Source organism: Actinomycetota bacterium, assembly GCA_030019255.1.
GTDB lineage: Bacteria > Actinomycetota > Geothermincolia > Geothermincolales > RBG-13-55-18 > Solincola_A.
The window spans coordinates 198,433-220,891 of record JASEFK010000002.1 but is presented as its reverse complement, the minus strand read 5'-3'; the positions used below and the strand labels follow the sequence as shown (position 1 = coordinate 220,891).

Below are 22,459 nucleotides of genomic sequence, written 5' to 3'. Positions count from 1 at the left end.
TCCGCCCTCCCTATCTTGAGAATAAACTTTTAGACGATGGTGCCGGGATTCCATCGATGCGGTTCCGGGAGCGAGACGACCCGATAAAGATCATGTTCTCGTTCTAGATAGCGGAATGCCGAGCAATGGCGTTGATACCCGCAGGAACAGGGACATGATAATATTTCACCCAATGAGGAATGAATAGGCAGAAAGGTAAGCGATACGATGCAGGATGCGAAGACCATTTGCAGGCTGGATCCCCAAGAGGTCTATGCCTTGCTGGGGACCTCTTCCCAGGGCCTCAGCGAAGAGGAAGCAGGCAAGCGCCTGGAAAAATATGGTCCTAACGAGATAAAGAAGATCAAGGGCGTCCCTCTCTGGAAAAGATTTCTTATTCACTTTACCAACTTCTTCGCCATACTGCTGTGGATCGGGGCCCTCCTAGCCTTCATCGCCGACCAGGCTCCCCTGGCCTGGGCCATCATCGGGGTCATCGTGGTCAACGCCGTGTTCACCTTCATCCAGGAGTACAAGGCGGAGAAGGCCACCGAAGCCCTAAAGAAGCTCCTTCCCCCTATGGCCACCGTCATCCGGGACGGGGAGGAGAAGCAGATCGAGGCCACCCGGCTGGTTCCTGGCGACCTCATCATCCTGCGGGAGGGCGACCATGTCTCCGCCGACGCCCGCCTGGTGTCCAGCGCGGACCTGCGCACCAACAACTCCGCCCTCACCGGGGAGTCCGAGCCCGTGCGCCGCTCCGCGGCCCCGGTCATCGAGGAGGGGCTCTCCCTGAGCGACATCCTCAACCTGGTGTTCATGGGGACCACGGTAACCATCGGGAGCGGCAGGGCGGTGGTCTACGCCACGGGAATGGACACCGAGTTCGGGAAGATCGCTCAGCTCACCCAGACGGTGGAGGAGGAGGAATCCCCCATCCAGATCCAGATGAAGCGCATCACCAAGTTCGTGGCCGTTTTGGCCGTGAGCCTGGGGATCGTTTTCTTCCTCCTGGGCCAGTACGTGGTGAAGCTGCCCTTCGCCGAGAACATGATCTTCGCCATCGGCATCATCGTGGCCAACGTCCCCGAGGGGCTTCTCCCCACGGTCACCCTGGCCCTGGCCATGGCCACGCAGCGCATGGCCAGGCGCAACGCCCTGGTGAAGAAACTCTCCAGCGTGGAGACGCTGGGCTCCACCACCGTCATCTGCACCGACAAGACGGGCACCCTCACCCAGAACGAGATGACCGTGCGCTCCTTGTGGGTGCCATGGTTAGAGGTTGAGGTGAGCGGAGTTGGTTACGCGCCCGAGGGAGAGTTTCTCAAGCGGAACGGCAACGATAAGGGCGGCGGAAAGGGCAACGGCAGGAGGCGCCTCTCGGCGGAGGAGATGAACGACCTCCGCGAGGCCCTGCTGGTCTCCCTGCTGTGCAACAATTCCCGGCTGGTGCAAGAGGACGACAGGTGGCGCGTGATTGGGGACCCCACGGAGGGCGCCCTGGTGGTGCTGGGAATTAAAGGGGGTTTGAACCCGGAGGAACTGAATAAGGATCACCGCCGGGTGACGGAACTCCCCTTCGACTCCTCGCGCAAGATGATGACCGTGGTCTGCGAGGAGGGCGGGTCGAGGAAGGCCTACGTGAAGGGCGCCCCGGGAGAGGTGGTGCGCAGGTGCGCCCGTATCCTCACCCGGGAGGGGGTCCGGGAGATGCGCCCCGAGGACCGTGACCGCATCATGGGGGTCAACGACCGCTACGCCCGTTCCGCCCTGCGCGTCCTGGCCCTGGCCGTGCGGGAAATGCCCCCCGATATCACGCGCTACGAGGTGGAGAACACGGAAACGGACCTCACCTTCGTGGGGCTGGCGGCCATGATGGACCCCCCGCGCCCCGAGGTGGAGGAGGCCATACGCAAGTGCCGTACGGCGGGAATCCGGGTGATCATGATCACCGGGGATTACGGCCTCACCGCGGAGTCCATCGCCCGGCGTATCGGCATGGTGCAGGAGCAACCGGCCATCATCACCGGGGCGGATCTGGAGGAGATGAGCGACGAGGAGCTCAAGAGGCGGCTCAGCGAGGAGGAGGTCCTCTTCGCCCGCGTGGCGCCGGAGCACAAGATGCGCATCGCGCAGGCACTCAAGGAGATGGGCCACGTGGTGGCCATGACCGGCGACGGGGTGAACGACGCCCCGGCGCTCAAGACCGCGGACATCGGCATCGCCATGGGCCGGGCGGGGACGGACGTGGCCAAAGAAGCGGCGGACATGATCCTCATCGACGACAACTTCGCCTCCATAGTGGCCGCCGTGGAGGAGGGGAGGGCCATCTTCGACAACATCCGGCGCTTCATCACCTACATCCTGGCCTCCAACATACCGGAGATCGTACCCTTCATCCTCATGGTCATCTTCAACATCCCTCTCCCGCTGACCATCATCCAGATCCTGGCCGTGGACCTGGGAACCGACCTACTTCCCGCCTTGGCCCTGGGTACGGAGGCCCCGGAACCGGGGATCATGGAGCGGCCGCCCCGGCCCATGGAGGAGAGGTTGCTCAACCTGCGGGTGTTGCTCCGCGCCTACGGGTTCCTGGGCCCCCTGGAGGCCCTGGTGTGCATGCTGGGCTACCTCTACATGTTCGGGTGGAGGTGGGGGGCCGAGCTGCGTGCCTTCAGCGAGGCCAATCCCCTCACCTACGTGAAGGCCACCACCATGTCCCTCACCGGCATCGTCATGACCCAGATCGGCAACGGATTCGCCTGCCGCACCACGCGGGAATCCATCCTGCGGGTGGGCTTCCACACCAACCGTCTCTACCTCCTGGGCGTCGCCACCGAGGTCTCCCTGCAGGTGCTCATCGTCTACGTCCCCTTCCTGAACCGCGTCTTCGAGACGGCGCCCATCGGCTTCAGGGACTGGCTCTTTCTGGTGCCCTTCATCCCCACCTGCCTGGTGGCGGACGAGATAAGGAAGGCCCTGGTTCGCGCCTACCTGCGGCGGAGGAAGAAGGGGGACGAGGGGTGACCGGGAGAGCGGAGACGTTGCCACTCCGCATCGGGTTTACAGGCAAGACGACAGAGGGCGGACTTCGAGGGGTGACCGGGAGGGCGAGAGGAAGCGGCGACACCCTTCATGGGTGGAGATTAAAATGGAAGTTTGGAACATGGTGGGGAAGGCGTTCCCGGCTGGAGAAGCGGCCGGAGGGCCGCGGATGCATGGGGAGTTGCGCGGGTGCTACTATCGAGATGAACGGTTCCGATCACTCGAAAAGCGAGGTCCGGAAGCCTCGCCCGCCCGGCGCAAGTGCAGAAAACGGAATGGATCGGCCGATTGGCCGGGAAGAAGGAGGTTAAACGGGGGTCGGGAAAGGGTCATATGGTAAGAAATGGTAATGATCGGGCGAATGCCTTGGGGCTCCGGCAGGACGGCTGAGGAATCGACAGTGCGGGGGTGAGGAGATGCACGTGGTCATAGGCGGGTGCGGCCGGGTGGGGTCCTACCTGGCCTACATGCTGGAGAGGGAGGGCCACACGGTGGCGGTCATCGACAAGGACCCCCAGGCCTTCGAGAACCTGTGGGAGGGGTTCTCGGGCAAGAAGGTGAAGGGCGTGGTCTTCGACCGCGATGCCCTCATCGAAGCCGGTATAGAGAGGGCGGACGCCTTCGCCTCGGTGACCAGCGGCGACAACAGCAATATCGTCAGCGCCCGGCTGGCCAAGGAATATTTCCGCGTCCCCCGGGTGATAACCCGCATCTACGACCCCCGGCGGGCGGAGATTTACCGGCGCCTGAAGATCCCCACCGTGGCCACCGTGGCCTGGGCGGGCCACCGCATCCTGAGCTACATATCCCACGGCGAGCTGGACAGCGAGTTCCAGTTCGGAAGCGGCGAGGTGGACCTGGTGAGGCTGGACCTCCCCCTGCACCTCGCGGGAAGGAGGGCGGCCGATCTCAACGTTCCCGGGGAGGTCCAGGTGGTGGCCGTGGTCCGCGAGGGGAGCGCCAGGCTGGCCATCCCCGGGACCATCTTCAGGGAGGGGGACATCCTCTTCTTGGCCGTGGCCAAGGAGAGCCAGGCCAAGCTGGAGAGATTGCTGGGTCTTAAGTGAGGGGGACGGAGATGCGTATCATCGTGCTGGGCGGGGGTATGGTGGGCAGGTACCTCCTAGAGGCCTTATCCAAGGAACACCAGGTCGTGGTGGTGGAAAAGAGGCTGGAGAGGGTAAAGGAGTTGCGCGAGTGGTTCCCGGACGCGGCCATCGTCCACGGCGATGCCTGCGAGCCCAAGATACTGGACACGGCCAGGATGGCCGGGGCGGACGTGGCGGCCGCGGTCACCGGGGACGACGAGGACAACCTGGTCATTTCCTACCTGGCGAAGTTCGAATACGGCGTGCCCCTGGTTTTCGCGCGGGTGAACAACCCCAAGAACGAATGGCTCTTCACCTCCGACTGGGGCGTGGACGAGGCCATCTGCAGCGCCTCCATCATCGTCCAGCTGGTGCAGGAGGAGATCTCCCTGGGGGAGATGGTGACCCTCCTGAAGCTGCGCCGCGAGAACCTGGCCGTGGAGGAGGTCCTGCTCGAGGCGGGGAGCAAGGTGGTGGGAAAGAGCATCGGAGAGCTGAACCTACCCCCGCAGACCCTGGTGGCCACCGTGCTCCGCGACCGCCGCCTGCTCATACCCCGCGGGGACCTGGTCCTTAAGCAGGGGGACAAGGTGCTCTTCGTATCCGAGGCGGAGAAGGCGGAGGAGCTGAAGAGGATCCTGGGGCTCAGTTGAATGGTGATAATGGCATGAGGGTGCTGATCGCCTTCAGGAAGCGGGCGAAATGTAGTAAAAGGGACCTGGCGGCGTGGCTGTATGGGGCCTAAGAAAGGGGTGAGTGGAGATCAGGGTAGTGATCATGGGTGGCGGGAAGGTCGGCTCCTTCCTGACCGAGATACTGGAGGCCAAGGGTCATAAGGTCACGGTGATCGAGCGTAACCGCGAGCTCTGCGAGAGGATCGCCTCCCGCACCTCGGCGGTGGTCATAGAGGGGGACGGCTGTGACTTGCGCTACCAGGAGGAGGCCGAGGTGGGGGCGGCCGACGTCTTCGCCGCGGTCACCGGGGACGACGACGACAACCTGGTGGCCTGCCAGCTGGCCAGGACCCACTTCCAGGTGCCCCGCGCCGTGGCCCGGGTGAACAACCCCAAAAACGAGAGGATCTTCAATCGCCTGGGCATAGACGCCATATCCAGCACCACGGTCATCGCCCAGCTCATCGAGGAGCGCACTACGGTGGGGGATATCATCACCCTACACACCCTGAAGAAGGGAAAGCTGGCCGTGGTGGAGCTGGACCTCCCCGAGGACCGCTGCCGCTCCTGCGAGATCCCCCTGCGGGACCTGGGACTCCCCCAGGGCTGTGTACTGGTCTCCATCATCCGGGGCGACGAGGTGATCATCCCCCAGGGCAACTCGGTGCTGCAGCCGGGGGACACGGTCATCGCGGTGACCGAGCCGGAGAAGGAGGCGGATCTCAAGCGCATCCTCACCAGTTAAGTCCGCTCCGGGAACCATCGCGGAAAACCTTCCCGGACAGGCCTTGTCAACGGTGCTGAATGGAATTAATATGTTTAATGCCGGAATTAAAATTTTGGTATTCCGAAAATAAAATTACGGCCGACTGAAAATCTCGCCGACTCGAGGGAGGGTGTACAGAATAGCTTTTGGGGCGGGCGTAGCCCGATAAGCCGTCCCTCTTGCGCTGCGCGTGGAGAGGGAAAGGAAGTCAGGAGATGAGAACCACGGCGGAGAAGTTGAGGATGATAAAGGAGGCGGAGGAGTCCGCCTCGGAGGTCATCGCTGCAGCGCACCGAGAGGCGGAGAAGCTAGTGAGAAAGGCCCGGGAGGAAGCGGAGGCATACAGGGAGGCGGAGAGGAAGAAGGCCCGCGAGGACGGCGAGAAGGAGCTGGAACGCAGGTTGGGGGAAGCCAGGCGGGAAGCCGATGAGATAGCTGCGGAGTTCTCCCGGAGGAAGTCGGCCCTGCTTACTGTCGCCCGGGAAAGGAAGGGAGAGGCGGTAGCTCTCCTATTGAAAAGATTGCAGGAGGCCGGAAAGGCCTCCTTTTAATGTGGCGAAGAGGTAAAAGATGCCCATCGCCAGGATGTCCAAGGTCGCCATTCTAGCTCCCTGCGAATACGGGGAGGAGCTCATCCAGCGGCTCTACGAGCTGGGAGCCGTGCACGTGGTGAACCTTCCGTCCCGTCTTGAGGAGGAGATAAAAGAACTGGCCGAGCCGTGCCGGCCTGAGGTCCGGGAGTTGAGGCTGTCCCTTTCGAAATCCGATTTCCTTATCGAGCTCCTGGAGCGCTTCGAGGAGAAGAAAGGGGGGCTTTTAGGGAGCTTCCTGCAGGAGAGGGTCCACCTCACCTACGAGGAGTTCCTGCGGGTGGAGCGGGAGATTGACCTGGAAGCGCTCTACCGGGAGCTGGAGGAGATCGACATCCAGTTACGACATACCGAGAGCCGCATCCTGGAGACCAGGAGGAGTCTGGAAGCCCTGGGCCACTGGAAGGACCTCCTTTTTCCCCTGGGCGAGCTTGGGCGCCTGCGCTGGTGCCGGGCCGCCTTAGTGACCCTGGGCGCTCCTGGGTACGCGGCATGGGCGGAGGAGATGGAGGCCGCCTGTCCCTATTCGTGGTGGGAGGAACTCCGCAGAGAGGGGGAGCGCCTCTTCCTGGCCGTGCTCGTGCACCGGGATTGCCTGGACGCTTACCGGGAGTTGGCGCAGAAATACGCACTGGAAGAGGTCTGTTTCCCGGGCGTGGAGGGAACTCCAGAGGAGGAGATAACCCGGCTGGAGAAGGTCCTGGAGGAGGAAAGGGCTGGCAAGGAAGCGCTTGAGGAAAGGATCAGGGAAAAACTACCCCTCAAACCCAGGCTCCTGGCCCTCCGCGATTACCTGCGCAACCAGCTTCTCAAAGAAGAGGTCAAGGAGAACTTCCTGCGCACGGAACGGGTGGTGGCCGTGGAGGGATGGGTAGAGGAGTCACAGAAGGAAGAGGTGCTCCGGGCAACCGAGGAACTGGGAGATACCCTGGACATCGCTCTCCAGCCCCCCGGAGAGGGGGATTTCCCGCCCACATTACTGATCAACCGCAGGGTGATAAGGCCCGCGGAGAGTCTGATCAACCTTTTCGGGTTGCCCAATCCGGCAGAGACCGATCCCACGCCGTTCGTGGCTCCCTTCTTCATTCTCTTCTTCGGGATGTGCATCGGGGACGTAGGATACGGAGCGTTGATTTGCCTGGCTTCCTGGTTCGCCCTGAGAAAATTCGATCTCTCCGAAGCTGTGCGGCGCTTTTTCCGCCTCATGCTCTATTGCGGCATAGCCTCAATGTTTGCCGGGGTTTTCACTCGAGGCTGGTTCGGTATAGACGGGGAATCCCTCCCCTCCTTCTTAAAGTTCAAGGGATCCCTGGACGTGCTCATGAACCCCGTGCCTATGATGCTCATCTGTGCCGGGCTGGGGCTTCTGCACATATCCATCGGGGTGGCCATAGAGATGTACGACAACATGCGCCACAACTCGGTATGGCTGGGTTTCTGCGAGCAAGGGACTACCTTGCTCCTGTGGCTTGGACTGGCCGTACTAGCCTTAGGGGGTGGGATAAAGGCCAAGCCGGTGCAGACGGCGGGAACCATACTGCTGGCCGCGGGAGCAGGGGGTGTGATATTCCTCTCCAACATCTCCAGCAAGAGCATCCTGGGCAAGATATTCGGCGGCCTCTACAACTTGTATGGATTGTTCGGGGGCACCATCGGTGACGTGGCCTCCTACCTGCGCCTCTACGCCCTGGGCATGGCCACGGTGGCCATCGGGAGCGTGATCAACCGCATGGCAGGAATGATCTACGCTATCCCTGTGTTGGGAGTGGTTCTGATGGTGGTCATCCTCGCCGGTGGCCACCTCTTTAACTTGCTCATCAACCTGCTGGGCGCCTTCGTCCACCCCCTGAGGCTGCAGTACGTGGAGTTCTTCGGGAAGTTCTATGAGGACGGAGGGGAACCCTTCCGGCCATTCGGACTGGTTACGGAAAAGGTGGTAGTCGACGATTACTCGAGGAGGTAAGGCATGAACGCGACCTTCGGCGGATTGTCCGGCGTGCACTGGGCGGTCCTGGGCGCTGCCCTGGCAGTCATCGGAGGAGGGATGGGCTCGTCCATGGGAATAACCTATATCGCCAACGTGGCCGGGGGCATCCTGGTGGATATGCCGGATCTATTCGGCCCCCTCCTGCCGCTTGTAGTCATCCCCGGTACCCAGGGAATCTACGGGTTTATCACCGGGGTGGTGGTGGCTTTCGTTATGAAACCCGGCTCGGGATGGGGGGCCTTGCCCGGCTGGGTGGGTTTCCAGGTCTTCCTGGCCTGCCTCCCGGTGGCCTTCGTGTGCTGCATTTCGGCTATCTACCAGGGCCTTACCAGCGTAGGTGCGGCTCCCATGGTGGCCAAGCGGCGAGAGGAGATGGGAAGGGCCTTGGTGCTCCCGGCGCTGGTGGAGACCTACGCGGTGCTCTCCCTTATCGTGACCATTATTTACCTTTTCGTGGTCATAAAGCCGCTCTACTCTGCCTTGGGGATTTGAGAGTTGTGAGTGGGGAATAACAGATGTCCTTGGAAAAACTACTCAATAAGATTCGGAGCGATGCCGAGGAGGAGAGCCGCCGCATACTGGCTGCGGCGGAGGAAGAAGCTGTCCGAATAAGGAAGGAAGCGGAGGAAGAGGCGCGCCGCGAAGCAGAATCCATAGCCAGGTCCTTCGGATCCAGGGCGGAGAGAGAACGTCTCAATATCCTCAGTCGTGCCAGGCTGGAGGGGCGTATCAGTTTGCTTGCAACCAAGGATGAATTTGTGGAAGAGGTGGTAAGGGAAACCGCTCGCCTATTCCGAGAGCTCCCTGAAGAGAGTTACCGGGGTTGGTTGAAGGGGATCATCCTAGAGGGCGTGGTCAGTGGAAATGAGATGATCATGGCTTCACGGCATGACAGGGACCTGCTGGAAAGCGGTCTTCTTGAAGAGATAAACCGGGAACTTGCCGCTATGGGAAAAAGGGGCGAGCTGGCCCTTTCCGGAGAAGACGTAACCTTCGACCGCGGGGTGATTCTGCGCGGCGAGGGACTCGAGGTCAATCTTTCGGTGGATGCATTGTTGCAGAGGGTGTGGGAGGAGAACGAGGAGATTATCATTCGTCTTCTTTTCGGCCCGGGAGAAGGCAAGTAGAGCATGGTTATGTCCGGTAAACTGAGTTTGGGAAAGAGGCCTCGTTGGAAGAGGAAACCCTTGGAATACACTCTTGAGGAGGCGGAAAAGCCTCTCGCCCGTTTTCAGGTACGGCGGCCGGTATTCAAACCTTTCCATGACGTGCTTCGTTACGGTCATGCGGTGGGGAGGGTTAGGGCTCAGGAGAAGAAACTTCTTGTCTCCCACCACCTGGGCAGGTTGGTGGAGGCCGATTTCCAGGAGGCCCTGCACATCCTGGAGGAGGTGGAGATGGGGGACTACCTGGCCGGGGCTTCCACGGCCCGGGAGGTGGATGACGGGCTCATCAACTACCTGCACGACGTCTACGAGTTCCTGCGGGAAGCCCTCCCCAAGGACTCGGTGCTCTTCGAGTTCTTCCACTGCCGGTACGACTTCCACAACCTCAAGGTGTTGCTCAAGGCGCGCCTTGGGGGGACAGGGGAGGAAGCACTCCTGCCCCGGCTGGGGAGGATGGACGTCGAGGTCCTGAGGCGGGGGGTGGAGAACCCCCTGGAGCTCCCCTCACCATACAAGGAAGTGGTGGTGGAGGTGATGGAGAGAGAGCCCTCCCCGCAGGAGGCGGAGACCATCATCGACCGCCACTACCTGCGCTACCGCCTGTTCCTCGCCCGGCGGGAGGGGAGCGAGTTCCTGGTGGAGTTCGCCCGCACGAGCATCGACTTCGCCAACCTCAAGGCCCTTCTGCGGGCGAGGCGGCTGGGGAAGGACCGGGAGGCGGTGCAGAGGTCCCTGGTGGAGGGGGGCTTCATCCCCCTCCCTCACCTTCTGGACCTCTACGGCGACACCGACGAGGTGATGATGCGCAAGCTGGAGCAGACCCGCTATTCCTCCCGCCTCCTGGAGCTCCTGGGAGAGGAGGAAGAAAAGCCAAGCCTGAGCGACTTCGACCGCCGCAGCGACGACTATATCATGGACATGCTGCGGGCCAGCCGGCGCATCTCGGTGGGCGTGGAGCCGGTATTCGCCTTCGTGCGGGCCCGGGAGAACGAGGTGACCATGGTGCGCATGATCCTCATGGGCAAGCTCCACAACCTGGCCCCAGAGGCCATCGAGAGGATGCTCCGCAAGCCCTACTTGGAGTAGGGAGAGGAGAGAAGTGGCAATACAGGGCGGGAGGCGGCTAAGGTATGGGAAGGAGAGAAGAAGCGGATGACGACCAGGAAGAAAGTGGCCATGATCGGGGGTCGAACCTCCACCCTGGGATTCCGGGCCCTGGGGGTGGAGACCTTCATCGCTTCTCTTCCCGAGGACGGTCCCCACATCTGGGGAGAGCTGGACCTGGAACGTTACGCGGTGATCATGGTCACCGAGCCGGTCTTCGAGGTGCTGCACCGGGAGGTACCCGGGTTCCCGCCCCATGGCGGGTTGCCGGTGGTGCTGGTGATTCCGGCGGTCACCGGGACCCGGGAGATGGCCGCGGCCAGGTTACGGGAGCGGATCATCAAGGCGGTGGGCGCCGACCTGGAGAGATGACGTGATTGGAATAAGCTGGAAATAGATTCGGAACCGGTGTGTGAGGGATCGCGAGATAAGTCAAAAAGAGGGGATGGATCAGATGGAAGCGGGAGTAGTGGTCAAGGTTTCCGGTCCCCTGGTGGTGGCCAGGGACCTGCCCGATCCCAAGATGTACGACCTGGTCAAGGTGGGCAGGGAGCGGCTGATGGGGGAGATCATCGAGCTGCGGGGCAACCTGGCCTCCATCCAGGTCTACGAGGAGACGGCGGGCCTGGGGCCGGGGGACGAGGTCATATCCACGGGCGAGCCCCTCAGCGTGGAGCTGGGACCGGGCCTGCTCACCTCCATATACGATGGCGTGCAGCGTCCCCTGGACGTCATCCGGGCCAAGTACGGTAACTACGTCACCCGCGGGGTGGAGGAGCCCGGGCTTTCCCGGGAACGCCGGTGGGCCTTCACCCCGGCGGTAAAGGTGGGGGACGAGGTGGGCCCCGGGGACATCCTGGGCACCGTCCCGGAGACCAAGGTCATCACCCACCGCATCATGGTGCCGGTGGGGGTGGAGGGAAAGGTCTCCGAGATCAAAGAGGGGGAGTTCACCGTGGAGGACGTGGTGGCCGTGGTGGAGACTCCCCGGGGAGAGGTCCCGGTGACCATGATGCAGCGCTGGCCGGTCCGCCGGCCCCGCATGTACGCGGAGAAGCTGACCCCCTACGAGCCGCTGGTCACCGGGCAGCGCATCGTGGATACCTTCTTCCCCATCTCCAAGGGGGGGACGGCCTGCGTGCCCGGCCCCTTCGGTTCGGGGAAGACCGTCCTCCAGCACGCCATCGCCAAGTGGGCCAACGCCCAGATCGTGGTCTTCGTGGGCTGCGGGGAGCGCGGGAACGAGATGACCGACGTCCTCCTCGAGTTCCCCGAGCTCACCGACCCCTACAGCGGCGAGTCCCTCATGCTGCGCACGGTACTCATCGCCAACACCTCCAACATGCCGGTGGCCGCCCGGGAGGCCTCGGTGTACACGGGGATAACCATCGCCGAGTACTACCGGGACATGGGGTACCACGTGGCCCTACAGGCGGACTCCACCTCCCGCTGGGCGGAGGCCATGCGCGAGATCTCGGGTCGGCTGGAGGAGATGCCCGGCGAGGAGGGATATCCCGCCTACCTGGGCACCCGGCTGGCCGCCTTCTACGAGCGGGCCGGGAGGGTGGTGTGCCTGGGGAAGGACCGCCGGGAGGGCTCGGTGAGCGCCATAGGCTCGGTGTCCCCTCCAGGAGGCGACCTCTCAGAGCCGGTGACCCAGGCCACCCTGCGCGTGGTCAAGGTCTTCTGGGGGCTGGAGGACCGGCTGGCCTTCGCCCGCCACTTCCCGGCCATCAACTGGCTGAACAGCTACAGCCTCTACCTGGACAAGGTGGAGGACTACTGGAGGCAGGAGGTGGAGCCGGCCTACGCGGAGCTGCGCGAGGAGGCCATGGGCATCCTGCAGAGGGAGGCGGAGCTCCAGGAGGTTGTGCGCCTCATCGGCATCGAGGCCCTCTCCGACCAGGAGCGCCTGATAATGGAGACGGCCAAGTCCCTGCGCGAGGACTTCCTGCAGCAGAACGCCTTCGACGATGCAGACGCCTTCACCTCGCTGCGCAAGCAGTACCGGCTCCTCAGGCTGATCATGACCTACCACCACCTGGCCACCCGGGAGCTGGAGAAGGGGAGGCCCATCGAGGAACTTATCGACCTCCCCGTCCAGGAGGAGATCGCCCGGGCCAAGTTCATCCCTGAGGAGGAGCTGGAGAGGTTCGACCGCCTGGAGGAGAAGGTGGCCGAGCAGCTGGCCGGGCAGGTCTCGGAGGTGAGGGCCTGAAGGGCAGGGGACGGTCCGGTCGTCCCGTGGAAGAGCCCCCTTGACAGATATTGGGTGATCGCAGGACGGGCCGGGGGATCGTGGGACGGCGGCGGTCCCCGGGACGGTGAGTATCCAGTGGGGAAGGAGACGGAGAAGATGCTCAAGGAGTACTTGACGGTCAAGGAGATAGTGGGACCCCTCATCCTCCTGGAGGGAGTGGAGGGGGCCAAGTACAACGAGCTGGTGGAGGTGGAGTTCCCGGACGGTTCCGTGGGGCTGGGAAACGTCCTGGAGGTGGAGGAGGACCTGGTCCTTTTGCAGTCCTTCGAGGCCACCAGCGGCCTGAACATCCGCCAGACCAAGGTGCGCTTCACCGGGCGCGGCCTGGAGCTCCCGGTCTCCCGGGACATCCTGGGCCGAGTCTTCGACGGCCTGGGGCGTCCCATCGACAACGGTCCGCGCATCATCCCGGACAAGAGGCTGGACATCAACGGCAACCCCATCAACCCTTACGCCCGGGACTTCCCCACCGACTTTATCCAGACCGGCATCTCGGCCATTGACGGCCTGAATCCCTTGGTGCGGGGGCAGAAGCTCCCCATCTTCTCCGGCGCCGGACTCCCCCACTCCCGCCTCGCCGCCCAGATCGCCCGCCAGGCGGGCGTGCTGGGGGCGGAGGAGGAGTTCGCCGTGGTCTTCGCCGCCATGGGCATCACCTTCGAGGAGGCGGAGTTCTTCATCCAGGAGTTCCGCTCCACGGCGGCCATCGAGCGGGCGGTGCTCTTCATCAACCTGGCCGATGACCCGGCCATCGAGCGCATCGCCACCCCGCGCATGGCCCTCACCGCCGCCGAGTACCTGGCCTTCGACCTGGACATGCACGTCCTGGTCATCCTCATCGACATGACCTACTACTGCGAGGCCCTGCGGGAGATCTCCGCCGCCCGCAAGGAGGTCCCCGGGCGGAGGGGATACCCCGGGTACCTCTACACCGACCTGGCCACCATCTACGAGCGGGCAGGGAGGATCAAGGATGCCAAGGGTTCCATCACCCAGATCCCGGTGCTCTCCATGCCCGACGACGACAAGACCCATCCCATACCCGACCTCACCGGCTACATCACCGAGGGTCAGATCATCCTCTCCCGGGACCTGCACCGGAGGGGCATCTACCCGCCCATCGACGTCCTGCCCTCCCTCTCCCGCCTCAAGGAAAAGGGCATCGGTCCGGGCAAGACCCGCGAGGATCACTCGCCCCTCTCCAACCAGCTCTTCTCGGCCTACGCCAGGGGCAAGGAGGCCAAGGAGTTGGCGGTCATCTTGGGGGAAGCCGCCCTCTCCGAGGAGGACAGGCTCTTCGTGCAGTTCAGCGAGGCCTTCGAGGACCGCTTTATCCGCCAGGGCGAGTACGAGGACCGCAGCATTGAGGAGACCCTCACCATAGGCTGGGACCTGCTGCGCATCCTGCCCCGCGCCGAGCTGAAGCGGGTCAAGGAGGAGCATATAAGGAAATATATGGAAAATACCGGTTGAGCCGGTGAGGGATCGGGTTGCCGGTTAAGAGGAGCGGGATATGGCTCGTATCCAGGTGAACCCCAACCGCATGGAGCTCCTGAAGCTGCGCAAGCGCGCGGCCATCGCGGAGCGGGGCCACAAGCTGCTCAAGGACAAGCTGGACGAGCTCATGAAGCAGTTTCTGGCCCTGGTGCAGGAGAGCCGGGAACTGCGCCGCGAGGTGGAGGCCCGCCTGGCCGACGCGCATCTCATCTTCGCCATCGCCCGCTCCGAGGTGATCACCGAGGAGGTGGAGGAGTCCCTCTCCGTCCCCACCATGAGCCTGGAGGTGGAGGTGGAGCAGGCCAACATCATGGGGGTGCGCGTTCCCCATTTCGAGGTGCGCATGGAGGGCGAGTTCGACTGCTACAGCCTCATCTCCACCCCCTTCTCCCTGGACGCGGCCCTCCTCAACTACCGGGACCTCACCCCCGACCTGGTGAGGCTGGCGGAGATGGAGAACAACGTAAGCCTGCTGGCCCAGGAGATAGAGCGCACCCGGAGGCGGGTGAACGCCCTGGAGCACGTGCTCATCCCCTCCCTGAAGGAGACCATCGTCTACATCACCATGAAGTTGGACGAGATGGAGCGCTCCTATCGCACCCAGCTCATGAAGATCAAGAGCATGCAGGAGGAAGCGGCCTCCCGCTGATGTAGACGGCGGGGCTCTCCCGCTTTTTGACAGACGTTTTCCGCCCCCCATATACTCATAAAGGTAGGAAGTGAACCCCCGAGGCCCGTTTTCTGCTACCCTTCAAGGACGCCGGGAAACCGTCCGGAGGAAGCGGGACGGAAGGAGCCGGCTCACTAAGGAGCGCAAGTACGGAGGCTGACCTTCCCCTCCGTGCCGGGGGCTGGTCGAGGAGGATACCCCCCGAGACGCTCGGCGCGCACCCGCCGGGGGGTAAAGTGTGACGGGGTGGGCGGATGCTGAACGATTTCGCCGGCAAACTTTCCCTGCGCCTCGCCGGCCTGGTGGAGGAGATACAGGAGGCCTTCGAGCGCAACATCCCCACTTACGCAGCCCTCTCCGGGGAGGCCAAGGCCGATGTCCGCAGGCAGCTCACTGAGCTCATCCGGCGGACCACCGGCTTTCTGGTGGGGCGGGGTGCGGGCCGCGACGAACTCTACGCCTTCGCCCGCCGGGTGGGAAGAAGCCGGGTCATGCAGAACATTCCCCTGGGGGACCTGGTGCGGGCTGTATTCCTGGTGGAGGCCATCATCTGGGACCGCATTCTCCCCGCCGTCAGGGAGGGGGAGCTGGGAACCCGGGAGTGGATAGATTTCCTCAAGGCCTCGGGGGAGGTGAACGCCGAGATCCTCGCCGCCCTTTCCGCTTCCTACCTGGAGACCAAGGACGAGATGGTGAGCCGCCAGCTCCGCGAGCTCCATGGGCTCCTGGAGGTAGGGCGTACCATAACCTCCACCATGGACCTGGACACGGTGCTGAACCAGATCCTCGAGGTGGCGGCGGGAATCGTGCGGTCCCCCATGGGAGCGGTCTACCTCCTCGAGGAGGGGGCCGAAGAGCTGGTGCTGGTGGCCCAGATGGGACTGGCCCCGCCATGGACGAAGGGCCGGCGTGTGGATCCCCGGCGCTCGCTCCTGGGCCGGGCCTTTGAAACCGGGGCGCCGGTCAGCGGAGCGGATGACCGGCTGCGCGGACTTTCCCTCCCCGTCCCGGCCGGCGGCGGCAGGGTCCGCTCCGCCCTCTCCTGCCCCATCCTCAAGGACCACACGCCCCTGGGGGGGATGGAACTCTACGACGCGGAACCCCGTTCCTACGACCGCCTTGACATGGCCCTCCTGGCCGCCTTCGCGCCCCAGGCGGGAGTGGCCATCCAGAACGCCCGCCTATTCGAGCTGGAGAGGAGGCGCGCCCGGGAGATGGAGATGATGAAGGAACTGGCCGAGGAAGCGGCGGCGGCGGTGGGCTTCGACCAGGCGGTGGGCATCATCCTGCGCAAGATGGCGGAGGTGGCCAAGGTGGAGAGATGTATCCTCTTCCTCTACCACCCGGAGGATGAGGAGCTGGAGTTCGTGAGGGGCCACGGCCTGACCACCCCGGTGAACCGGCGCCTTAAGGGGAGCCGTCTCCCCCTCTCCCGGGCGGACCTGGTCACCCGCCGGGCTATACGGGAGGGGGAGATGGTGGCGGTGTCGGAGGTGGAGGGCGACCCGCGCGTGGACCGCGGCCACCTCTCCTCCCTGAACTTGAGGTCCTGCCTGGTTATCCCCCTCTTCCGGGAGGGCGCAGTGTCCGGGGTGATGGTGCTGGGAAACGTCCGCTCCCCCCGCGTCTTCGAACCGGGGGAGGTGGAGATGGTGAGGGTCATCGCCGCCCAGGCGGCGGTGGCCGTCTTTCAGGCCGGGCTGCGCCAGCGCATCCAGGAGAGAGAACGCAGGCTCCAGGAGCTGGAGGCCAACGAGCGCATCTACCGGGAGAGGGAGCGCAGCGAGGCCATCATCTCCGCCAACCCGGAGGCCATCATGGTGGTGGACCGCTCGAGGAACATCGTCCTCTTCAACCCCGCCGCCGGGGAGCTCTTCGGGTGGCGCCAGGAGGAGGCCCTGGGCCGGCACATCCACGAGGTCCTCTATGGGGAGGAAAACCCGGAGCCGGGGGTCTGTTCGGTGCTGGACTGCCCGATAGAGGCCGCCTTCCGGGGGGAAAGGGCCGCGCTCCCGGAGATGGAGTACGAGAGGCGGGACGGAAAAAAGGTCTGGATAAGCGGTTCCTTCTCGGTCATCCGCAACCCGAAGCGCCAGATAGAGAACGTCATCTGCGTTTTCCGCGACATCACCGAGCAGAAACGCTTGCAGCACCTGGCCCTGGTGGACAAGGAGCTGGACATCGCCGCCAGCATCCAGAGCGCCTTGCTTCCAGAGGGTTCCCTGGAGAACGAGGCGGTGAAGGTGGTGGCCCACATGGAGCAGGCACGCATCGTGGGCGGCGACTGGTACGACTACTGGATGGATGGGGAACGGCTGGTGGTGGTGGTGGGAGACGCCGCGGGAAGCGGTATCCCGGCGGCGCTGCTGGCCACCCTGGCCATGAGCGCCGTGCGCGCCGAGGCCGTGGACGGCCGGGACCCCCTGGAGGTCATGCGGAAGGCCAACCATGCCCTTTATCCTCACCGCCTGGAGGACCGCTTCATAACCATCATCTACGGGGAGCTGGACCTGCGCACCCTGCGTTTCCGCTACGTTAACGCCGGCCACAACGATCCCTACCTGATCCGAAGGGGCGGGGAGGTGGTCCCCCTGCCCTCGGAGCGGCGCACCATCCTGGGGGCTTTCGAGAGCCTGGACCTGGAAGTGGAGGAGGTGAACCTGGAACCCGGCGACCGGCTCTTCTTCTACACCGACGGGGTGGTGGACTGCCGCGACTCCCGCCGCCGTCCCTTCGGGGAGAAGCGCCTGCGCCGTTTCCTCAAGGGGGCTGGATCGCGGTCCGCGGAGGCCTTCCTGGGGGAGCTGGTCGAGGTGTTGCGCCGCTACTGCGGGGGCGCCATGGAGGACGATTTCACCCTCCTCCTCTGCGACGTGAAGCAAAGGAACCTCCCTTAGGTCCCCATGTAAACCCGGTGGCGCCCGGGAGGGGGACAAGCGTGGTTTATAATGGAAAACACGGCGGGCATAGGCACGTCCGCCGGGAGACGTTGTTCGCGTGAGCGGCTGTCGAGGTGCTTGCTGGGATGAGAATAGGCGAAGTCACCCCGGAGAAGGCCCGGGAATTCGCTCGGTCCTGGAATATTTACCGGCGGGACGCCCGGAATCCCCTGTGGATGAGCACCGAGGAACTCGAGGGGCTGCAGGCGCACAACCTCAGGCGACAGCTGGAGCTGACTGCCCGCTTCAGCCCCTACTACCGTGAGCTCTTCCGCCGGGAGAAGGTGGAGGTGGAGAAGGTCCGCTCCCTCGAGGACCTGGAGAGGATACCGGTCACCCCCATGGAAGCCTACCTGCGCAACCCCCTGGCCTTCCTCCTGGTCGTGGACCCGCCGGGGGAGCTGGACGTCACCTACGAAATAACCTACACCTCGGGGACCTCCACTGGGACGCCGGCTCCGTTCTTCAACACCGCCTACGACATGTACAACATCAGCCTCGCCATGCGCCGCATGGCCGAGATATGCTGGATGACCCCCCGGGACACCGTCCTCAACCTCTTTCCTTACGGCAACCTCCCGCACATCGGCTTCTACCGCACCGTGCACCTCGCCTCCTCGGTGGGCATGAAGCTGGTCAACGCTCTCACCGGGAGGGACGTGCCCGGCTTCCCGCTCCACCGGTCCCTGGACGAGGCCCTCGAGCTGGCCGCCGAGCACCGGGTCACCGTGCTGGCGGGCATGGGACGCCAGGAGAGGAGGTTCATCCTGCGGGGGGAACAGGCGGGAACGGACCTCTCCTCGGTGCGCATCGTCCTCTCCCTGGGGGAGACGGTCACCGAGGGGATGCGCGAGGAGATGCGCGCTCACCTTCCCGGGGAAGCCTCGCGTGCCTTCATAATCAACGGCTACGGGTTCACCGAGTGCCAGGGGAGCTTCGTGGAATGCTGCGAGTCCGGGGGTAACCACAACCCGGCTCCCAACCTTTACCACCTGGAGGTCCTGGACCCCAAGACCCTGCGGCCACTTCCCGACGGAGAGCTGGGTCTCCTGGCGATCACCCACCTGGACCGGCGGGGCACGGTGCTGCTGCGTTACCTGGTGGGGGACCTGGTGGCCCTGGAGAGGGGGGTCTGCCCCCACTGCGGCCGGGTTGGAGGGCGCCTGGTCATCCGCATGGGTTCCACCTACGCGGTGCGCGCGGACAAGGTCGTCCGCGTGGAGGGCAAGCTGGTCAACCCGGAGGCGGTGAGGAACCAGCTGGCCGGGGTGCGCGGGGTGGTGGAGTACCAGCTGGTGGTGGAGAAGGAGAACCCCGGCGACCCCCTGAGCCCGGACCGGCTCACTCTGCGCCTCTCCGTGGCTGGGAGGCTGCGCCAGGACCTGGAGAGGGAAGTGACGGCCAAGGTGCGCGAGGCGGTGGGGATAACCCCGCGCATCGAGTACGTGCAGTCCCCGGAGATATACGACCCATCCCGCGTCCTTAAGGCCACCCGTATCGTGGACCGGCGCTGAGGACATATATTTCATTAATTACCAACACGTGAATTGCCGTTCCCGCCGCTCCCGGAAGGCGTGCCCCTCCACCTGGGGCCGGGTATTCAACCCCGGCGGACCAGGTATTCCTCCAAGCGGCGCATGCCCTCCTTGAGTCGGTCCAGGTGGTTGGCGTAGCTGAAGCGGATGTAGCCTTCCGCCCCGCTGCCGAAATCTATGCCCGGGGTCACCGCCACCCGGGTCTTCTCCAAGAGTTCCATGGCGAAGGAATAGGAATCGGCGGTGAAGCGCTTGGCGTTGGCCAGCACGTAGAAGGCGCCCTGGGGCTCCACCGTCACCCCGAAGCCGATCTCCCTCAGGCGGGGAAGGAGGAAGCGGCGGCGCTGGTCGTAGGTGCGCACCATGGCCTCCACCTCCTCGGCGGCCTCGGTGAGGGCGGCGATCCCCGCCCACTGCACGAAGTCGTTGGCGGAGATGAAGAGATTCTGCATCATCTTCTGGATGGGGCGGACGAATTCCGGCGGGGCGATGAGGTACCCCAGCCTCCAGCCGGTCATGGCGTAGAGCTTGGAGAAGCCGTTGATGACGAAGGCCTGGTCGGTGAACTCGAGGATGGAATGCTCCTTGCTCTCGTACACCAGCCCGTGGTAGATCTCGTCGCTGACCACGTAGAGTCCCCTTCCGGCCAGGGAGGCGATCTCCTCCATGACCTCGGGTTCGAGGAGGTTTCCGGTGGGGTTGGAGGGGGAATTGATGATGATGGCCTTGGTCCTCGGGCTCAATTTCTTCTCGATCTCCCGGGGCCGGTACTGGAAGCCGTCCTCCTCGTGCACCAGGACTTCCACCGGTTTCCCATCCACGAATTCCACGATATTGGGATAGCAGGCGTAACAGGGGTTGGAGAGGATGACCTCGTCCCCGGGGTCCAGGAGGGCGGCGAAGAGGAGGAGCATGGCCGGCGAGCTCCCGCTGGTGACCACGATGCGGTCCGGGTCCACCTCCACGTGGTACTTGCGGTGGTAGTTCTCGGAGATGGCTTCCCGCAGCTCCCGCACCCCCTGGCTGTGGGTGTAACGGGTCTTGCCCTCCAGCATGGCGCGGTAGGCGGCCTCCTTTATGCAGCGGGGGGTGTCGAAGTCGGGTTCCCCCACTTCCATGTGCACGATGTCGTGGCCGTCCCTTTCCATCCGCAGGGCCCGTTCCAAGACCTCCATGACGATGAAGGGGGGGATGCGCTCTCCCCGTCGCGCGATCATGGTCACCTCCGAGAGGGTTACCGGCTTTCCATTCGCGGAACCCGGGGTCGATCCCCGTAAGACTTGGGGTTTATTATAATACACCGTCGTCTCCCTTCCCCGGCCGCCTGATTGTGCGCCATGAAACGGCTCGGTGATCGCCCGCCGGGAAATCCCTCCTGGTATGTCCCGCCCCGGGATGATGCGGTGCCCGGCTCCCGGGAGCGCCTCCTGGTGTATATTGATCTTCGAGGACAAACGGAACGTTGGAAGGGGGAGAGCATGGACTGGGAGGCGCTGCGCACGCGTATCAGGGCGGACTTCGAGGCCAAGAACAACACCCGGGAGGAGGTGCTCAGGCTCTGCCGCTCCCTGGTCCAGACCTCCAGTTACGTCATCCGTGCCGTCCACCGGGGGGAGAGGGAGGAGGCGGAGAGGCTTCTCGAGCAGGCCGCCGGCCTCTCCTCGAGCATCACTCACATGACCGAGGATCACCCCGAAGTCTATACCGCGGGCTTCGTCCATGACGCCCAGAAGGAATACGCCGAGGCCCGGGCCACCTACGCCCTCATCTACCGCGAACCCCTACCCGGCCCCGAGGAGCTGGGGGTGGAATACCCCGCCTACCTCAACGGGCTAGGGGAGGCGGTAGGCGAGCTGCGGCGGGCCATCCTGGACCTCATCCGGGAGGGACACCTGGAACGGAGCGACGAGCTGCTGTCCCACATGGACGACATCTACTACCTGCTGGTGTCCTTCGACTACCCGGACGCCATCACCGGCAACCTGCGCCGCACCACGGACATGGCACGGGGAATTATCGAGCGCACCAGGGGCGACCTCACCACCGCCATCAGACAGAGCAAGCTCCGACAGGCCATATCCGAGCTGGAGGCTCGCCTGCAGGCTGGAAAGGACCCCTCCGACCGCTGAATGCAGGCTCAACCGTTTCCCCCCGCATGGTGTTTACGGTAAGTCACGTTTTCCGTGCCCCGGCGCTCACCCGCAAACCACGGGATTTACTTGGGTGGATCACCGTCTTGATCTTCGGCCATGTCGGTGGACCATCTATTTTCGTTCGTGCGCAGGGAATATATACTGATGAGGGTTTCAGGGCTTTTTCTCATCAGCTATCGCGCATGGGTTACCTTTTTGCGCTTCAACCGAAACCCTGTCCCGTTCCCGGCCCATCAAGATGGATTCCATCTCCGCCAGGGCCGCGTCCACCGCGGCCTGGGAGACGGCCAGAGCGCGGGAATGGTTCCTGACCTGTTCGAAGGCAATCCTTTTCAGGTCGCACCGAGGGTCGGGCATGACGTGGTTAAGCACTGCGGCCACTGAGGTCCCCATGATGAAGGTGGCCGCCAGGTCGAAGTCAACCTTGATTATCAGCCCCATCCGGTGCAGGAGCCGTAGGTCCTCGGAGAGATGCATTCTCACGGCGCGGCTTAGCTCGGCCACCCTCTCCGAGAACTGTGGGTCCGTTCCCATGGCCTCCTGGAGAACGGATACGGAGAGGTGGGGATTCTCCCGGTGAAAGCGCAGGTACTCGAGGGCTTGGTCGTACCAGAGCAGCAAGGGGGGCTCGCCGGCCTCAATGCCTTCCCGCAGGCGCTTCCCGGACTGGTGCATAAGGTTGCTTATATTATGAAAATAGAGGTCCACCAGGCGGAGAAAGATGTCCTTCTTGGAGTTGAAGTAATGGTAGAAGGTCCCCCGGGCCACGCCCGCTTCCTCCACGATGTCCGTCACCGAGGTATGGCGGTAGCCCTTGGTGGCGAAGACCCTGGCCGCCACCTTCAATATCTGTTCTTCCCTCTCCTGGCGGGAGAGGATGGTCCTTTTCTTAACCATGAATCCCGCCTGCCGCTTAGATAACCGTCCCCACCCGACATACGATGCCCCGATGTCGTTCCGTTTTCCTGCCCATAACTACTACCGGCAATTTCCATGCCCGTCCATT

Annotated in this window: 18 protein-coding genes; 16 read left to right on the top strand and 2 right to left on the bottom strand. The window is 63.8% G+C overall.

All coding sequences use genetic code 11. The annotated features are described in order from the left end of the window. The first annotated feature begins 207 nt into the window (after positions 1-207). The 15 genes from QME84_02585 to QME84_02515 all read left to right on the top strand — a co-directional run bounded on the left by QME84_02585 (position 208) and on the right by QME84_02515 (position 19,279). Positions 208-3,006 carry a cation-transporting P-type ATPase gene (locus QME84_02585; protein ID MDI6873163.1) on the top strand — a complete coding sequence of 933 codons (2,799 nt, stop codon included), beginning with the start codon at positions 208-210 and terminating at the stop codon, positions 3,004-3,006. Positions 3,007-3,440: 434 nt separating this feature from the next. Further along, a complete protein-coding gene (locus QME84_02580) occupies positions 3,441-4,091 on the top strand; it encodes a TrkA family potassium uptake protein (GenBank protein ID MDI6873162.1) in 651 nt (216 codons plus the stop codon). A gap of 11 nt (positions 4,092-4,102) precedes the next feature. Further along, positions 4,103-4,765 (top strand): NAD-binding protein, encoded by a 663-nt coding sequence (locus tag QME84_02575; GenBank protein ID MDI6873161.1) that lies wholly within the window; start codon positions 4,103-4,105, stop codon positions 4,763-4,765. A gap of 103 nt (positions 4,766-4,868) precedes the next feature. Beyond that, the gene (locus tag QME84_02570) at positions 4,869-5,531 is read left to right on the top strand and encodes an NAD-binding protein (GenBank protein ID MDI6873160.1); all 663 of its coding nucleotides are present in this window, start codon (positions 4,869-4,871) and stop codon (positions 5,529-5,531) included. A 236-nt stretch (positions 5,532-5,767) separates the two neighbouring features. Further along, positions 5,768-6,103 carry a V-type ATP synthase subunit H gene (locus tag QME84_02565; GenBank protein ID MDI6873159.1) on the top strand — a complete coding sequence of 112 codons (336 nt, stop codon included), beginning with the start codon at positions 5,768-5,770 and terminating at the stop codon, positions 6,101-6,103. A 19-nt stretch (positions 6,104-6,122) separates the two neighbouring features. Continuing rightward, a complete protein-coding gene (locus QME84_02560) occupies positions 6,123-8,105 on the top strand; it encodes a V-type ATP synthase subunit I (protein MDI6873158.1) in 1,983 nt (660 codons plus the stop codon). Between the two features lie 3 nt (positions 8,106-8,108). Beyond that, positions 8,109-8,621 (top strand): V-type ATP synthase subunit K, encoded by a 513-nt coding sequence (locus QME84_02555; GenBank protein ID MDI6873157.1) that lies wholly within the window; start codon positions 8,109-8,111, stop codon positions 8,619-8,621. Positions 8,622-8,644: 23 nt separating this feature from the next. Continuing rightward, positions 8,645-9,256: a V-type ATP synthase subunit E family protein gene (locus QME84_02550; protein MDI6873156.1), complete on the top strand. Its 612-nt coding sequence runs from the start codon at positions 8,645-8,647 to the stop codon at positions 9,254-9,256. A 162-nt stretch (positions 9,257-9,418) separates the two neighbouring features. Further along, entirely contained in the window at positions 9,419-10,381 is a 963-nt protein-coding gene (locus tag QME84_02545) for a V-type ATPase subunit (protein ID MDI6873155.1), read from the top strand. Between the two features lie 66 nt (positions 10,382-10,447). Next, a complete protein-coding gene (locus QME84_02540) occupies positions 10,448-10,771 on the top strand; it encodes a V-type ATP synthase subunit F (GenBank protein ID MDI6873154.1) in 324 nt (107 codons plus the stop codon). Positions 10,772-10,853: 82 nt separating this feature from the next. Continuing rightward, the gene (locus QME84_02535; protein MDI6873153.1) at positions 10,854-12,617 is read left to right on the top strand and encodes a V-type ATP synthase subunit A; all 1,764 of its coding nucleotides are present in this window, start codon (positions 10,854-10,856) and stop codon (positions 12,615-12,617) included. Between the two features lie 138 nt (positions 12,618-12,755). Next, positions 12,756-14,132 carry a V-type ATP synthase subunit B gene (locus QME84_02530; GenBank protein ID MDI6873152.1) on the top strand — a complete coding sequence of 459 codons (1,377 nt, stop codon included), beginning with the start codon at positions 12,756-12,758 and terminating at the stop codon, positions 14,130-14,132. A gap of 40 nt (positions 14,133-14,172) precedes the next feature. After that, positions 14,173-14,805 carry a V-type ATP synthase subunit D gene (locus QME84_02525; protein MDI6873151.1) on the top strand — a complete coding sequence of 211 codons (633 nt, stop codon included), beginning with the start codon at positions 14,173-14,175 and terminating at the stop codon, positions 14,803-14,805. Between the two features lie 275 nt (positions 14,806-15,080). Next, a complete protein-coding gene (locus QME84_02520) occupies positions 15,081-17,723 on the top strand; it encodes a SpoIIE family protein phosphatase (protein MDI6873150.1) in 2,643 nt (880 codons plus the stop codon). A 128-nt stretch (positions 17,724-17,851) separates the two neighbouring features. After that, positions 17,852-19,279, top strand: coding sequence for an AMP-binding protein (locus QME84_02515; protein MDI6873149.1), 1,428 nt, complete (start codon positions 17,852-17,854; stop codon positions 19,277-19,279). A gap of 86 nt (positions 19,280-19,365) precedes the next feature. Here QME84_02515 and QME84_02510 read toward each other — a convergent pair whose 3' ends face one another. Continuing rightward, the gene (locus QME84_02510) at positions 19,366-20,517 is read right to left on the bottom strand and encodes a pyridoxal phosphate-dependent aminotransferase (protein MDI6873148.1); all 1,152 of its coding nucleotides are present in this window, start codon (positions 20,515-20,517) and stop codon (positions 19,366-19,368) included. A 261-nt stretch (positions 20,518-20,778) separates the two neighbouring features. Here QME84_02510 and QME84_02505 point away from each other — a divergent pair, with 261 nt between their 5' ends. Then, positions 20,779-21,429 (top strand): haloacid dehalogenase, encoded by a 651-nt coding sequence (locus tag QME84_02505; protein ID MDI6873147.1) that lies wholly within the window; start codon positions 20,779-20,781, stop codon positions 21,427-21,429. A 177-nt stretch (positions 21,430-21,606) separates the two neighbouring features. Here the strand turns inward: QME84_02505 and QME84_02500 are convergent, their stop codons facing one another. Next, a complete protein-coding gene (locus QME84_02500; protein ID MDI6873146.1) occupies positions 21,607-22,350 on the bottom strand; it encodes a TetR/AcrR family transcriptional regulator in 744 nt (247 codons plus the stop codon). Between the last annotated feature and the right edge of the window lie 109 nt (positions 22,351-22,459).

Coding starts and splice junctions, on each gene's coding strand:
- QME84_02585 (MDI6873163.1), top strand. CDS start 208: ATGCAGGATGCGAAGACCATTTGCAGGCTGGATCCCCAAGAGGTCTAT.
- QME84_02580 (MDI6873162.1), top strand. CDS start 3,441: ATGCACGTGGTCATAGGCGGGTGCGGCCGGGTGGGGTCCTACCTGGCC.
- QME84_02575 (MDI6873161.1), top strand. CDS start 4,103: ATGCGTATCATCGTGCTGGGCGGGGGTATGGTGGGCAGGTACCTCCTA.
- QME84_02565 (MDI6873159.1), top strand. CDS start 5,768: ATGAGAACCACGGCGGAGAAGTTGAGGATGATAAAGGAGGCGGAGGAG.
- QME84_02560 (MDI6873158.1), top strand. CDS start 6,123: ATGCCCATCGCCAGGATGTCCAAGGTCGCCATTCTAGCTCCCTGCGAA.
- QME84_02555 (MDI6873157.1), top strand. CDS start 8,109: ATGAACGCGACCTTCGGCGGATTGTCCGGCGTGCACTGGGCGGTCCTG.
- QME84_02550 (MDI6873156.1), top strand. CDS start 8,645: ATGTCCTTGGAAAAACTACTCAATAAGATTCGGAGCGATGCCGAGGAG.
- QME84_02540 (MDI6873154.1), top strand. CDS start 10,448: ATGACGACCAGGAAGAAAGTGGCCATGATCGGGGGTCGAACCTCCACC.
- QME84_02535 (MDI6873153.1), top strand. CDS start 10,854: ATGGAAGCGGGAGTAGTGGTCAAGGTTTCCGGTCCCCTGGTGGTGGCC.
- QME84_02530 (MDI6873152.1), top strand. CDS start 12,756: ATGCTCAAGGAGTACTTGACGGTCAAGGAGATAGTGGGACCCCTCATC.
- QME84_02525 (MDI6873151.1), top strand. CDS start 14,173: ATGGCTCGTATCCAGGTGAACCCCAACCGCATGGAGCTCCTGAAGCTG.
- QME84_02520 (MDI6873150.1), top strand. CDS start 15,081: ATGCTGAACGATTTCGCCGGCAAACTTTCCCTGCGCCTCGCCGGCCTG.
- QME84_02515 (MDI6873149.1), top strand. CDS start 17,852: ATGAGAATAGGCGAAGTCACCCCGGAGAAGGCCCGGGAATTCGCTCGG.
- QME84_02510 (MDI6873148.1), bottom strand. CDS start 20,517: ATGATCGCGCGACGGGGAGAGCGCATCCCCCCCTTCATCGTCATGGAG.
- QME84_02505 (MDI6873147.1), top strand. CDS start 20,779: ATGGACTGGGAGGCGCTGCGCACGCGTATCAGGGCGGACTTCGAGGCC.
- QME84_02500 (MDI6873146.1), bottom strand. CDS start 22,350: ATGGTTAAGAAAAGGACCATCCTCTCCCGCCAGGAGAGGGAAGAACAG.